Annotated in this window: 12 protein-coding genes; 3 read left to right on the top strand and 9 right to left on the bottom strand. The window is 73.3% G+C overall.

From position 1 onward, the window contains the following. Positions 1-30 precede the first annotated feature (30 nt). The 6 genes from OJ254_RS25875 to fdh all read right to left on the bottom strand — a co-directional run bounded on the left by OJ254_RS25875 (position 31) and on the right by fdh (position 7,896). Complete coding sequence (locus OJ254_RS25875; protein ID WP_265364288.1) at positions 31-696, bottom strand: HAD family hydrolase; 666 nt, start codon at positions 694-696, stop codon at positions 31-33. Between the two features lie 58 nt (positions 697-754). Continuing rightward, complete coding sequence (locus OJ254_RS25870) at positions 755-1,069, bottom strand: DUF6479 family protein (protein WP_265364287.1); 315 nt, start codon at positions 1,067-1,069, stop codon at positions 755-757. A gap of 286 nt (positions 1,070-1,355) precedes the next feature. Further along, a complete protein-coding gene (locus OJ254_RS25865; protein WP_265365309.1) occupies positions 1,356-2,645 on the bottom strand; it encodes an NAD(P)/FAD-dependent oxidoreductase in 1,290 nt (429 codons plus the stop codon). A gap of 48 nt (positions 2,646-2,693) precedes the next feature. Then, on the bottom strand, positions 2,694-3,653 hold the full coding sequence (gene nrfD / locus OJ254_RS25860; protein WP_423836040.1) for an NrfD/PsrC family molybdoenzyme membrane anchor subunit: 960 nt from the start codon (positions 3,651-3,653) through the stop codon (positions 2,694-2,696). 59 nt (positions 3,654-3,712) lie between these two features. Next, a complete protein-coding gene (locus OJ254_RS25855; protein ID WP_265364285.1) occupies positions 3,713-4,630 on the bottom strand; it encodes a 4Fe-4S dicluster domain-containing protein in 918 nt (305 codons plus the stop codon). Further along, a complete protein-coding gene (gene fdh / locus OJ254_RS25850) occupies positions 4,627-7,896 on the bottom strand; it encodes a formate dehydrogenase (RefSeq protein WP_265364284.1) in 3,270 nt (1,089 codons plus the stop codon). The genes OJ254_RS25855 and fdh overlap by 4 nt, the downstream gene beginning before the upstream one ends. A gap of 196 nt (positions 7,897-8,092) precedes the next feature. Between fdh and OJ254_RS25845 the strand changes: the two genes are divergently transcribed. Continuing rightward, positions 8,093-8,722, top strand: a complete 630-nt coding sequence (locus tag OJ254_RS25845) for a DNA polymerase ligase N-terminal domain-containing protein (RefSeq protein WP_265364283.1) — start codon at positions 8,093-8,095, stop codon at positions 8,720-8,722. A 102-nt stretch (positions 8,723-8,824) separates the two neighbouring features. Continuing rightward, positions 8,825-9,364: a cysteine hydrolase family protein gene (locus OJ254_RS25840; protein WP_265364282.1), complete on the top strand. Its 540-nt coding sequence runs from the start codon at positions 8,825-8,827 to the stop codon at positions 9,362-9,364. 94 nt (positions 9,365-9,458) lie between these two features. On the opposite strand, the gene OJ254_RS25835 is transcribed toward OJ254_RS25840, so the two are convergent. After that, a complete protein-coding gene (locus OJ254_RS25835; protein WP_030804186.1) occupies positions 9,459-9,938 on the bottom strand; it encodes a DUF5709 domain-containing protein in 480 nt (159 codons plus the stop codon). A 113-nt stretch (positions 9,939-10,051) separates the two neighbouring features. Then, on the bottom strand, positions 10,052-10,450 hold the full coding sequence (locus OJ254_RS25830) for a DUF2795 domain-containing protein (protein WP_423835958.1): 399 nt from the start codon (positions 10,448-10,450) through the stop codon (positions 10,052-10,054). Positions 10,451-10,785: 335 nt separating this feature from the next. Here OJ254_RS25830 and OJ254_RS25825 point away from each other — a divergent pair, with 335 nt between their 5' ends. Then, the gene (locus tag OJ254_RS25825) at positions 10,786-11,931 is read left to right on the top strand and encodes a baeRF2 domain-containing protein (protein WP_265364280.1); all 1,146 of its coding nucleotides are present in this window, start codon (positions 10,786-10,788) and stop codon (positions 11,929-11,931) included. Between the two features lie 37 nt (positions 11,932-11,968). Here OJ254_RS25825 and uriT read toward each other — a convergent pair whose 3' ends face one another. Further along, positions 11,969-13,432 carry a uridine transporter UriT gene (uriT, locus tag OJ254_RS25820; RefSeq protein ID WP_265365308.1) on the bottom strand — a complete coding sequence of 488 codons (1,464 nt, stop codon included), beginning with the start codon at positions 13,430-13,432 and terminating at the stop codon, positions 11,969-11,971. Positions 13,433-13,441 lie beyond the last annotated feature (9 nt).

The following is a 13,441-nucleotide window of genomic DNA, read 5'->3' as shown; positions in this document are numbered from 1 at the left end:
GCCCTTTCCCTCGCGCGGCGACGGGTCCGGTCACGTGAGCAGGGACGAGTCCAGCCGTGCCAGCAGCTCGGCCGGTCCTTCGTAGACCTCCCGCGCACCGGCGTCCAGCAGCTCGCTGCGGCAGTAGCCACCGCTGAGCACGCCCACGCAGGGCACCCCGGCCCGGGCGCCGGCCTTCATGTCCCAGACCGTGTCCCCGACGAAGACCGCCCGGCCGGGCTCGGTGCCGGCCCGCTCCAGTGCCTGTTCGACGAGGTCGGGGGAGGGTTTGCTGGCCTCCACGTCGTCCGCGCCGGTGACCGCGGTGAGTGCGTCCTCGGCGTCCAGCGCGGCCCGCAGGGCGCTCAGTTCGCGGCCGCCCGCCGAACTGGCGAGGACCACCGTCCAGCCGCGCCGGGCACAGGCCCGCAGCAGGTCGGCGGCGCCGTCCAGCGGCTCCAGCCGGGACCAGTACGCGGCGAAGAGCGTCTTGTGCGCCGCGCTGATCGCGGCATCGTCCCCGCGGTCCCGGTCCGGGCCCAGCAGATGGCCGATGAGGTGGTCGGCGCCCATGCCGACGGTGCGGTGGATGGCGGCCGTGGGCACCCGGTGGCCGGCCTGGCGGAACGCCTCCCACCAGGCGACGGCGTGCAGATAGGTGCTGTCGACGAGCGTGCCGTCCACGTCGAACAGGGCGGCTCTGCGGTCCGAGGTCATGGGTGCGCCTCCTTCACAGCGGCCGGGCCGGTGACACGTATCGGGCGCCGGGGCGTGCCTACTCGCGGCGCCGGGACTCGATGCCGTTGCCCTTCAGCTCGTGCGGCCGGCGCCGGTGGTCGGTCCGGGGGAGTTCATCGGGCTCGCGGCGCTCCACGACGTCGCCCACCGGCTCGCCGTGCGGCAGCCGCGGATGTGACGCGGGGTCGGGCGGGCCCGGCTCGCGCTGCCTGATGCGCCGGCCCCAGACGAACGCCGCGAGCAGCACGGCGACGACGAGGACCCCGACGATCGTGAGCAGGGCGCCGCTCGTCCCGTGCGGAGCGGCGAGGGGCGCGGACGGATACGTGGTTCCCACGGTCAGCTTCTCCATTCCGGGCGGATACCCGGCACCTGCCCGGGCAAGCGCCGGCACTACGCGGAGCGGGCCTTGATGAGGTCGCTCCGGTTCATCGACGAACGGCCGGGAATCTCGTCGGCGTCAGCCGTACCGGCAGCGTGACCAGCCCGAAGGTCAGCGAACCGCTCCACACCGGTCGTGCCATGGATCGCACCTCTCCGCACCGGACGTGCCAGGGGCCTGGTCCTCTCCATGGCACGACCGATCGGCGGTGATCGCATCCCCGCGCGGCCAGGCCGCCGGATCCGGGCGGGACCCGCTAGCGCGGTACCCGGGCCACCTCCGGCGTCTCGGTGTCCAGCGGCACCGACCAGGACCGCACCAGGCCGAGCTGGACGCCCTGCCGGGGCAGCACCGCGTCCAGGAACCAGTCGGCGGCCACCCGCACCCGGTTCCCGGGCATCGCCATCAGGTGGTAGCCGCGGGTGACGGCGCTGGCGAACGGGCCGGACAGCGGGACGTGCAGCGGGTTCGCGGCGGCCTGGACCCCGCCCAGGTCGACCATGAACCCCAGGTCGTGGTGTTCGTACGCGCGCCGGGTGCCGTGGCCGCAGGACGCCGCGACGTTGCGGGCCGCGACCTTGCCCTGCCGCTGGGCGTGCTGGGCGGTCATCGGCGTCACCTTGCCCGGCCGGGTCAGGTCCGGCACGGCCGCGGCGTCACCGCAGGCGAACACCTCCGGATGGCCGGGCACGCCCAGGTACGCGTCGACGCACAGCCGCCCCCGGTCGGTGGGCAGCCCCATCGAGGCCACCAGCGGGTCCGGGCGGACGCCGACGCACCAGATCAGGCTGCGGCTGGCGATGAACTCGCCGTCGTCCAGCAGCACCCCGTCCGAGGTGGCCTCCTTGACCGACGTGCCGGTACGGACGTCCACCCCGCGGCCGCGCAGCACCCGGTCGGCGGTGCGGGAGAGCCGCTCGTCGAGCTCCGGCAGCACCCGGTCGGCGATGTCCAGCAGCAGCCAGCGAGGCCGCGGCCCGTCCCGCAGCCCGGTGTTCTGCCGGGCCAGCGCATCGGTGAACAGCACGCCGTGGGCGGCGACTTCGGTGCCGGTGTAGCCCGCCCCGACGACCACGAACGTGGTCCTGGCGGCCCGTTCGCCCGGGTCCTCGGCCGCCCCGGCCAGTTCGCACTGGCGGGTGATGTGGTCGCGCAGGTAGAGCGCCTCGGGCATGCCGCGGAAGCCGTGGGCGTGCTCGGCGACACCGGGGACGGGCAGCAGCTTGTTGACGCTGCCGACCGTCAGCACCAGCCGGTCGTAGTCCAGCGTGCCCTCCCGGTCCTCCGGGTCGGTGTACGCCACCCGGCGGGCGTCCAGGTCCATGCCGTGGGCCTGCCCGAGGACGAGCCGGACGCCCGGCAGGGTCCCGGTCAGCGACACCGAGATCCGGCGCGGCTCCAGGATGCCGGCCGCCACCTCCGGCAGCAGCGGTACGTAGAGGAAGTAGTCATGGGGGTTGAGCAGCACGATCTCGGCGGCTCCCTTGGCCGTCCGGGAGAGCGTGCGGGCACATTCGTAGCCGGCGAAACCGGCTCCGACGATCACGATCCGAGGGCGACGTCGTGTCACGTGGACTCCTGCGGTCGAGGACGGTCAGTCTGACGCTTGCTGTTCGGTGCGGCCGTCCGGGCGGGCGGTGGCCGGGTCCGGTCCCGGTCCGCCGGACGGGTTCATCGCGGCGCGCTGCGGGACGACGGTGTACGCCGGGTCCTGCGCGGAGGCGATCCCGGCGGCGAAGACGCCGAACCGGGTGCACGCCGACCCGGCGAGCAGCGCCAGTCCGGCGGCGACGGCCGCCGTCCGGGAGCGGTGGGCGCCGAGCGCCGCGGTCACCGCGCCGGCACCGAGCAGCAGCTCCGCCCCGCGCAGCAGCCGGCCGGCCCGGCCCTCCCGGTAGGTCTCCGCCACCATCCCCAGCCGCCGCTTCGCCGCCCGCATCGCCGCCGCGTCGGCAGCGGCGGCGAGGACGGCGGCGCAGCGCACCGGCGCGGTCTCGCGGGGCGGCGCCAGCACCAGTGCCGTGCCGGACGCCGCGGCGGTCGCGGAGGCCGCGAAGAGATAGGGCAGTTCGCGGTGCGCGCCGTGCCAGGCCGGCACCGCGGTGTCCGCCGCGAGCACGGCGGTGTACGTGGCCACGGCCGGCCCCAGCGCCGCGGCGGCCGCGGTGGCGGCGGCGCCGGCCCGCGGCAGCCGCCCGCTGACCGCGCACACCGCCGCCGCCCCGGCGGCCGGCCCGTAGCCGCTGAGCAGCCAGGAACCGACGCTCATCGGCGAGGTCGGCTTGATGACGCGCAGCATGTTGCCGAACCGGGCGGGCCGGCCGAGGTCGTGGACGAGCGCCGCGGCGGACAGCGAGACGGCCGCCAGCGACGTGACCTTCATCCCGGTCGCCAGCGTGGTCCGGCCGGTCAGCTGGGCGCCCGCGGCGAGCACCGAACCGGCGCCCGCCAGGCCGCCGAGGAAGAAGTACCCGGCGATGTCCCGGGCCGACCAGGAGGGCGCCTTGATGACCGGACGGCCGTAGTAGGAGGCGAACTCGGCGCGCGGGACCATGAGTTCCTCGCCCTTGCGGGACCGCCGTGCGCGCCGGTCGCCCGGCCGGTCGGCGCCGGTCATCGCCGCCCCCTCCCTCGCAGCACGGCGGGCAGTGCGAAGGACAGCGCGAAACCGCCGGCCAGTGACAGCGCCGCCGCGCCGGCGTGCCGCCACATCGCGGGCAGATCCCTGGTGGTGACCTGCGGGTCCGGCGGCAGCCCGTAGACCTCCGGCTCGTCCAGCAGCAGGAAGAACGCCCCGTCGCCGCCGACCCCGTCCGCCGGGTCGTGGCCGTAGAGGCGGGCCTTGGACACCCCGGCCGCGTGCAGCTGGTCCACCCGCAGTGCCGCGCGCTCGCGCAGCTCGTCGAGCGGGCCGAATTGGATCGACTCGGTCGGGCAGGCCTTCGCGCAGGCCGGTTCCTGTCCGGCGCCGAGCCGGTCGTAGCAGAGGGTGCACTTGAACGCCCGCCCGTCGGACGGGCGTTGCTCGATCACCCCGTAGGGGCAGGCCGGGACGCAGTAGCCGCAGCCGTTGCAGATGTCCTCCTGTACCACCACGGTCCCGAACTCGGTGCGGAACAGCGAGCCGGTCGGGCAGACGTCGAGGCAGGCGGCGTGGGTGCAGTGCTTGCAGACGTCGGAGGACATCAGCCAGCGCAGGTCGCCGCCGGCGGACTGGTCCGCGTCCCCGGCGAGCGGCAGCACCGTACGGCCCTCGGGTGCGGGCACCGGCGGTTGCGGCGCCGACTGCTCGATGAAGGCCACGTGCCGCCAGGTGGACGCCCCGAGCCCGGCGGTGTTGTCGTACGACATGCCGGTGAGCGTCAGCCCGTCCTCGGGGAGGGCGTTCCACTCCTTGCACGCCACCTCGCACGCCTTGCAGCCGATGCAGACGGAGGTGTCGGTGAAGAACCCCACCCGGGGCGGGGCACCGGCGTGCCCGGCGTCGCCGGCCGGGTCCGGCTCGGGGCCGCTGAGCAGGCTGTCGGTCATGGCCTTCGGTCCTCTCCGGTGTGCTCGGTGATCCCCGCGCGCCGCCGGTACTCCGCCACCAGGCGGGGGAGGGCCGGGCCGCGCGGCCGGCGGCCCGGGCGGATGTCGGCGGTGAGTGCCTTGTCCTCCTGGATGTGCGAGTTGGGGTCCAGCACGATCGCCATCAGCTCGTTGGCCGCGTCGCCGGTGACCACCCCGTTGGGGCCCCAGTGGAACGGCAGCCCGATCTGGTGCACCTCGCGGCCGTGCACGGTCAGCGTCCTGATCCGGTCGGTGACCGCCACCCGCGCCTCGATGGCGTTCCGGGCGGTGACGATCGTCGCCCAGCCGTTGTGCGTCAGACCGCGCTCGGCGGCCAGCCGCGGGGACACCTCGCAGAACAACTCCGGCTGCAGCTCGGCGAGATGGGACGACCAGCGGCTCATCCCGCCCGCCGTGAAGTGCTCGGTCAGCCGGTGGGTGGTCAGGACGTACGGGAAGACCTCGGCGCCCGGCTCGTCGCCGCTGGGGTGGTAGCGGTTGCCCTCGCGGACGTACCGCGCCTGCGTGGGGGAGCGCGGCCGGTCGGGGTACAGGGCGTTGCCGAACGGCGAGTCCTGCGGCTCGTAGTGGGTCGGCAGCGGCCCGTCGAGCAGCCCGGACGGGGCGAACAGCCAGCCCTTGCCGTCCGCCTGCATGATGAACGGGTCGTCGCCGCGCAGCGCGTCGGGCCCCCGCGCCCCGGGCGGCGGTACGTGATCCGGCGGCCGGTCGGGGAGGAAGTCCGGCACGTCCCGGCCGGTCCAGCGGCCCGCTTCGGCGTCCCACCACACGTACGCCTTGCGGGCGCTCCAGGGCGTGCCGTCGGGGGCGGCCGACGCCCGGTTGTAGAGGATCCGGCGGTTGGCCGGCCAGGCCCACGCCCACTCGGCGGCGACCCAGTCCTGCTCGGTGTGCGGGGTGCGGCGGGCCGCCTGGTTGACGCCGTCCGCGTAGACCCCGCAGTAGATCCAGCAGCCGCAGCGGGTCGAGCCGTCGTCCTTCAGCTCGGTGTAGGCACGCAGCGGGGCGCCGTCCGGGCCGTGCCCGTTGATCTCGGCGAGGACGGCGGCGGCGACCGGCTCGCGGTGGTCGCCCTCGACCGGGTAGTCCCAGGTCAGGTCCTGCACCATGCGGTCCCTCGGGTCGGTGGACGCCGCCAGCTTCGCCTTGATGCGCCGGCCCAGGTGGTACATGAACCACAGGTCACTACGGGCGTCGCCGTCCGGCTCGACGGCGGCGTGGTGCCACTGCAGCCAGCGGTTGGTGTTGGTGAACGACCCGGACTTCTCGGTGTGCGAGGCGGCCGGCAGGAAGAACACCTCGGTCCCGATGTCCTCGGTGGCGAGCTCGCCGCTCTCGATCTCGGGCCCGTCCCGCCACCAGGTCGCCGACTCGATGAGCGAGAAGTCGCGGACCACCAGCCAGTCGAGGTGGGCCATGCCCAGGCGCTGCAGCCGGGTGTTGGCGGAGCCCACGGCGGGGTTCTCGCCCATCAGGAAGTAGCCCTTGCAGACGCCGTCCAGCTGCGCCATGACGGTGTCGTAGGTGCTGTGCGAGCCGGTGATCCGCGGCAGGTGGTCGAAGCAGAAGTCGTTCTCCGGGGTCGCGGCATCGCCGTAGTACGCCTTGAGCAGGCTGACGAAGTACGCCCGCATGTCGGCCCAGAAGCCCTTGTCGGTGCGGCTCGCCGCGACGAAGGTGTCCAGGTCCTCGTGGGCGTGCGCATGGGGCATCGGCAGGTAGCCGGGCAGCAGGTTGAAGAGGGTGGGGATGTCGCTGGAGCCCTGGATGGAGGCGTGACCGCGGAGCGCCTGGATGCCGCCGCCGGGGCGGCCGATGTTGCCCAGCAGCAGCTGCAGGACGCTCGCGGCCCGGATGTACTGGGAGCCGGTCGTGTGCTGGGTCCAGCCGACCGCGTAGACGAAGGCGCTGGTCCGCTCCCGCCCGGAGTTCGCGGTCAGTGCGTCGCACACCTGCCGGAACGTCTCGCGCGGGATCCCGCAGGTCCGCTCGACCAGCTCGGGGGTGTAGCGGGCGTAGTGCCGCTTGAGGATCTGGTAGACGCACCGGGGGTGGGTCAGGGTCGGGTCCCGCGGCGCCTCGGCGGCGGCCTGCGGACCGCCCGAGCCGTGCGTCTCGGCGTGGCCGGGGACGTGGTGGGCGGCGCCGCGGGCGTCTTCGAGCCGGCGGTCGTGCAGCTGCTCGACGTCGCCGGCCGGGGCCTGGACGTCGGTGCCCTCGTACTGCCAGCTCGCCGGGTCGTAGCGGCGCCCCTCCTCGTCCAGGCCGGAGAACACCCCGTCGAGGTCCTCGGTGTCCCGGAAGTCCTCGCTGATCAGGGTGGCGGCATTGGTGTAGGCGAGGACGTACTCGCGGAAGTCCTTCCCCTCGGACAGCACGTGGTGGATCAGCCCGCCCAGGAAGGCGAGGTCGCTGCCGGCCCGGATCGGCACGTGCAGGTCGCACAGCGCGCTGGTCCGGGTGAAGCGCGGATCGACGTGGATGATCCGGGCGCCCCGGGCCTTGGCCTCCATCACCCACTGGAAGCCCACCGGGTGCGCCTCGGCGAAGTTCGAGCCCTCGATGACGATGCAGTCCGCGTGCTGGAGGTCCTGCATGAAGGTGGTCGCCCCGCCGCGGCCGAACGAGGTGCCCAGGCCGGTGACCGTCGAGCTGTGGCAGACCCGGGCCTGGTTCTCCACCTGGATCACGCCCAGACCGGTCAGCAGCTTCTTGATCAGGTAGTTCTCCTCGTTGTCGAGGGTCGCGCCGCCCAGGCTGGCGATGCCGAGCGTGCGGGCCACCCGCTTGCCGTCCGCCTCCCACTGCCAGGTGTCCCGGCGGGTCTCGATCACCCGGTCGGCGATCATGTCCATGGCCGTGTCCAGGTCGAGCGGCTGCCAGTCGGTCCCGTACGGCCGGCGGTAGAGGACCTGGTGGCGCCGGGACGGCCCGGTCGTCAGCTGGAGCGTCGCCGAGCCCTTGGGGCAGAGCCGGCCCCGGCTGACCGGCGAATCGGGGTCGCCCTCGATCTGCACCACCCGGTCGTCCTTGACGTACACCTGCTGTCCGCAGCCGACCGCGCAGTACGGGCAGACCGACTTCACCACCCGGTCGGCGGTCTCCGTCCGCGGCCGGAGCGCCTCGGTGCGCGCGGACATCGCGGCGCGTCCGCGGCCCAGCGGATCGCCGCCGGTCAGCTGGCGGTAGACGGGCCAGTCACGCAGCAACCTCCCCAGGCCCATGGCTCCTCCCAGCACTCGACTCTGCGGTCAGGATCCAAACTCGCTCCTGCGGCCCTCGCGTGCCCCTTGGCGGGCGTGTTACTCACCCGAACCGGGCACTCGGAGGGCCGCGGGGCGGGCCCGGGCCGCACGTGCGCCGCCGCCCACCGCGCGCCACAGTGAGAGATGCGGCAGCCGAGGAAAGGCGGGCGGACCCGTGAGTGGCAGGAACGGACTGACGACGTACCGCGGCAAACGGCACTTCGACCGGACCCGCGAGCCGCAGGGCGAGCAGACCTCCTCCGGCGACACCCCGTGCTTCGTGGTGCAGATCCACGACGCCAGCACCCTGCACTTCGACTTCCGGCTGGAGGTCGACGGGGTCCTCAGGTCCTGGTCGGTGCCGAAGGGCCCGTCCACCGACCCGCAGGACAAGCGGCTGGCCATGCCCACCGAGGACCATCCGCTGGAGTACCGGGAGTTCGAGGGCGTCATCCCGGACGGGGAGTACGGCGCGGGCACCGTCATCGTCTGGGACGAGGGCAGCTACCGCCCGCTGCCGGGGAAAAAGAAGGGCCGCACCCGCACGTTCGGCGAGGCACTGGAGCAGGGCCACGCCTCCTTCTGGCTCGACGGCAGCAAACTGCACGGCGGCTATGCGCTCACCCGGTTCCGCGGCGGCGACGGCTCCGGGAAGCGGGAGTCCTGGCTGCTGGTCAAGGAGAACGACGAACGGGCCGCACGGCGCGGTACCCCCGACGCCCGCCGGGCCCGCTCGGTCCGCAGCGGGCGCACCCTCAAACGGGTCGCCGAGGAGGAGGCCGGGGAGCAGGGGAACCGGCGATGAGCGGGGCCGGCGGGCCGCTGCCGGCGCTGCCCGCCGCCGAGCGGGCGCTGCCGACCGACGTGGCCCGGGAACGTCCGGCGCGGAGCTGACCGGGGACCCGCCATGTCCGGCACCGCACTCATCGTGATCGACATGCTCAACTCCTACGAGCACGAGGACGCCGACCTGCTGCTGCCCTCGGTGCGCGCGGCCCTGCCCCGGCTCACCGCGCTGCTCGAACGGGCCCGGCGCAGCGACGCCGAGGTCATCTACGTCAACGACAACTTCGGCCTGTGGCGCTCGCACCACGACGAGCTCCTGGACACCGCGCTGAGCGGCCCGCACGCCGATCTCGTGGAGCCGGTGCGGCCGGACGAGAATTCTCTGTTCGTGGTCAAGGCACGGCACTCGATCTTCTACCAGACGCCACTGGAATACCTGCTGCGCCAGCACGGCATCGACACCATCGTGCTCTGCGGCCAGGTCACCGAACAATGCGTGCTCTATTCGGCGCTCGACGCCCACATCCGGCACGTCGGCGTCATCGTCGTCGAGGACGCCTGCGCGCATATCCACCGGGATCTCGCGGACGCCGCGTTGCGCATGATGGAACGCAATATGGGAGCCCGAATCGTGCGGTCCACCGCCGAGGAAATCTTCTGACATCTCGCGGGGCCGACATCTCGCGGGGCCGACATCCCACGGGCGGGCGGTGCGAAAGGCATTCCGGGATCCGGGACGGAATCCCGGGGCCGGGCTATGCCTCCAGTTCCCCGTCCCCGGCATTGTCGCGGGCGATGTGCACCGCGGCCTCCTCCGCGGACGCCGCACCGCCGTCGATGCCGACGTCCCGGGCGGCGATGTCGTCGCTGCCGCCGCGCCAGAAGCCCTCGTCGGTGCCCACGAGCCGGCCGGCCCGCTCCTCGCCGCACTCCAGATCCACCGGTTCGCCCACGCCGCCCGGCAGATCGCCGATGCCGTCGCCGTCGACCGGGAGCACGTCCGGCACCTCCACGGCCAGCCGGTGCTCCAGCGACTCACGGTCGTGCAGTTCCCGTGCCGTGGTGCCCTCGTGATTGACCACGAAGGGCCGTTCGGGCGGCGAATAGCCGGTGTCCAGCATGGCGTCGAGGTCGGGCTCGTCGAGGGCGTCCTCCATGTCGAGATCGTTGGGGTTGTCCTGGGGGTCGGAGCTGGGCGGCTGGTAGACCTCGTCGCCCATCGCGTCGTCGGACATGACCGCCCTCCCTCTCCCGTCCGCTGGCCCGCCGCGGGCTGCGGCGGATCTCTCTGCCACCAATTGTCCGCCTCCCGCCGCCGCTCGGCAGCGTCAGGAGGCGGACGGCCGGGTCAGCGCCGCACGTGCTCGGTGTGCAGTCCGATGGCCTCGGCGATGGCCTGGACATTGACGTACCGGTCGTGTGCCGGCAGCCGTTGCGCCAGGTCCACCAGCCGGTCCGGCGCGTTGTTGCGCCGCAGCGTCTCGATGATCGTGTTCTTGTCGGCGGGGTACAGGCTCCGGCCGAGGTGCTGGGCGAGTTCGGAGCGCAGTCCGACGTCCTGCTCGGTCATTCCGCTCGGCGTACCGCCGCGGTAGTCGCTCGCGGGCGACCGGGCCGGCACCGGCTGGTCCTCGCCCGCGGGCTCGAGTTCGTGTTCCTCGTCGGTCCGCAGCGAGCGCTCCGCGGCCAGTTGCCCGCGCAGCTGCTTCTTCATCATGTCGTCCCGGGCGGGGCCGGTCTTGTCCATTCCGTGTTCCATGACCATCGCTGCCTCCGGTCTCCGAGTCGTGCCGACCCGACGCTTTCTCCCAGTTTCCCTGGTCCCTCCGCCCTAACAACCCGACGCGGTCGATTCAAGCCCCGGCACGGAATTCACCCGCCCCACCACGCTGCGTGACGAACCCGAAGGCATATCCCGGGCCGGACCGCAATGCATACGCCCTGGGGGATCGGGAATTCGTATGACAGCCAACCGCAGATGACAGCCAACCGCAGACAAGCGACGCATACGCGTCCCACCGCATACGCAGCCAACCGCAGATCAAGCCCACGCATACCGGGAGAACCCAAGGAGGCAGCGCCATGCGACTCTCGCTCCTTCGACCGGTCATCGATCGGCCGGGCCCATGGGCAACCGTCTATGCCGATATCTCGCACGGCACCGAGGACGCCGAGAAACAGCAAGAGTTGACGGCGAGCGCGACCACCGCGCAGCTCTTCGCGCTCGGCGCGGACGAGGCCACCTGCGGGGCCGTGCACGAGGCCCTGGTCACGCGGCGCGAAGGGGAACCGCAGTCGCACGCCGGGCGGGTGCTGTTCGCCACCAACGGCAAGGTCGTGCTCAACGCGCCGTTGCCCGGACCGCCGCCCACACCCTTCGCCGCCTGGGGGCCGGTGCCCCGGATCGCGCCCTTCCTGGCCGCGATCGGCGACGACCCCGTCTGCCTCGTGGTCCGGCTGGACCGCACCGGGGCGGACCTCGCCGTCCTGGGGCAGCAGGGCAGCGAGGACGACGCCGGCAAGGTCACCGGCGCCGAGTGGCCCGTCCACCGCACCACGTCCTCGGACTGGTCCGAGAGCCACTTCCAGGCCAAGGTGGAGAACACCTGGGAGCAGAACGCCGGGGAGATCGCCGACGCGATCCGCCGGACCGCGCAGGAGCACGGGGCGGAGGCCGTCATCCTCATCGGCGACGCCCGCGAGCGGCACCTCGTGCACGAGAAGCTGCCGGAACAGCTGCGCGGCATCACCTACGAGAGCGAACACGGCGGCCGCGCGGCCGGCTCCGAGAGCGACCTGGTGGAACGGGACATCGCCCAGGTCCGGGCCGAGCAGGAGCGCCAGCACGTCGTGGAGGTGACCGACCGCTTCCGCACCGGCGAAGGCCCCGGCGGCAAGAGCGCCCCGCACGCCGCGGCCGGCATCCCCGCGCTCGTCGAGGCGGCCCGGGAACACCGGATCGACACCCTGCTGGTCGACCCGCACGGCGCGGACACCGGACGCCAGGTCTGGGTCGGTGACGGCGCCGACCAACTGGCCGTGCGTGGCACCGAGTTGCAGTACCTCGGCGACGAGGTGCGGCCGGCCGCCGCCCGGGCCGACGACGCGCTCATCCGGTCGGCCGCGGCCAGCGGCGCCGAGGTCGTGATCGTCCGAGATCCCGAACGGGCGCCCTCCGGCGGACTCGGCGCCATCCTGCGGTGGACGGAGGAGCCGACGCCGGAGTGAGCCGCCCGACGCCCCCCGGTGGCGCGCCGTGAGCCCTTTAGTCCTGGGCTTCGGCCGCCACCGGCTTCGGGATCAGGAACGAGGTGGCGATCGCCGCCGCCAGGATGACCACACCGGCGATCATGCCCGCGGTGTAGCCGCCGGCGGACGCCGGATCGGCCGGCGTGGCGGCGGTCTTGACCGCATAGAGCACCGCGAAGCTCAGACCCGCGCCGAGGTTGAACGCCCCCGCGTTCAGGCCGGGCAGGAAGCCCGGGTTCTCGCCGGGGGAGAGCACGATGCCGAGCCCGTTGAGGACGATGTTGGCCACGCCCGCGTAGGCGACGCCCACCAGGATCGAGGTCACCAGCAGCAGGACGTGCGAGTGGCTGTGCATCGTCGCCAGCATCAGCACCACCGTGGCCACCGACCCGACCAGACCGCACCGCAGCACGCGCCCGTAGCCGAAGGTCGCGGCCAGCCGGCCGGCCAGCGGGCCCATGGCCAGACCGGCCAGCGCGTACGGCGACAGCGTCCACCAGGCGGACGCCTCCGCGCTCATCCCGAGACCGGCCTGCGCGTCCTGCGCGAACGCCGGGATCAGCCCGTTCATCACCGCGAACACGCCGGTCATGGTCAGCACGGTGGTCAGCAGGGTCGCCCAGGTCGCGCGCTGCTTGAGGTGCCGCGTCGCGACCAGCGGGTGCCCGCTGCGGTTCTCGGTGCGCCAGAACAGGCCGAAGGCGGCCGCGGCCAGTACGACGAGGACGGCGATCAGCGGCCAGTCGGCGGCGGCCAGCTTGCCCGCCTCGTTGAGCGCGATCAGCAGCGAGCCGACCGAGACGACGAGCAGGGCGACGCCGGGCCAGTCCATCCGGCGGGCGCCCGGGGCGTCCGCGGCCGGCGCCCTGGACTCCGGGGTCAGGGTGGCGACGAGGACGGTCGCCAGCGCCGCGACGACGGCCATCGCCCAGAAGACCGAGCCGAAGCCGTGCCGGTCGGCGAGGTAGCCGCCGGCGAGGGAGTCCACACCGGCGATCCCGCCGTTGACCGCGGTGATCACGCCGAGCAGGGTGCCGTACCGCTTCGGCTCCCGCACCTCGACCCGGAGCATGATCAGGCACAGCGGGACGACCGGGCCGCTGACGCCCTGGATGACGCGGCCGGCGAACAGCATCGGCACGCTGGTCGCCAACGCGGCGACGACACAGCCGACGACCATCAGGCCGAGCATCCCGGTGAGCACCCGGCGGCGGCCGATGACATCGCCCAGCCGGGGGAGGAACAAGGAGAACAGGGCCGCCGAGGTGAAGAACGCGGTCTGGGTGAGGCCGATCTCGGCCGAGCTGGCACCGAGGGTGTCCTCGATGTTCTTCAGCGCCGGGCTGAGCATGCTGGCGTTCAGCTGGAACGCGAAGCAGGCCGCCAGCAGCGCGGTGACCAGCACCCCGATGCGGACGCCGGAGCCCGGGCCCTTCGCCTCGACGGTGGACCGGGTGGCCTGGGTGGTGGAGGAGTTCATGCCGTTCGT

This window comes from Streptomyces endophytica, from assembly GCF_026153355.1.
Classification (GTDB): Bacteria; Actinomycetota; Actinomycetes; order Streptomycetales; family Streptomycetaceae; genus Streptomyces; species Streptomyces endophytica.
Note: the sequence above shows the minus strand (reverse complement) of the source record. Positions and strands in the feature narration are given on the sequence as shown.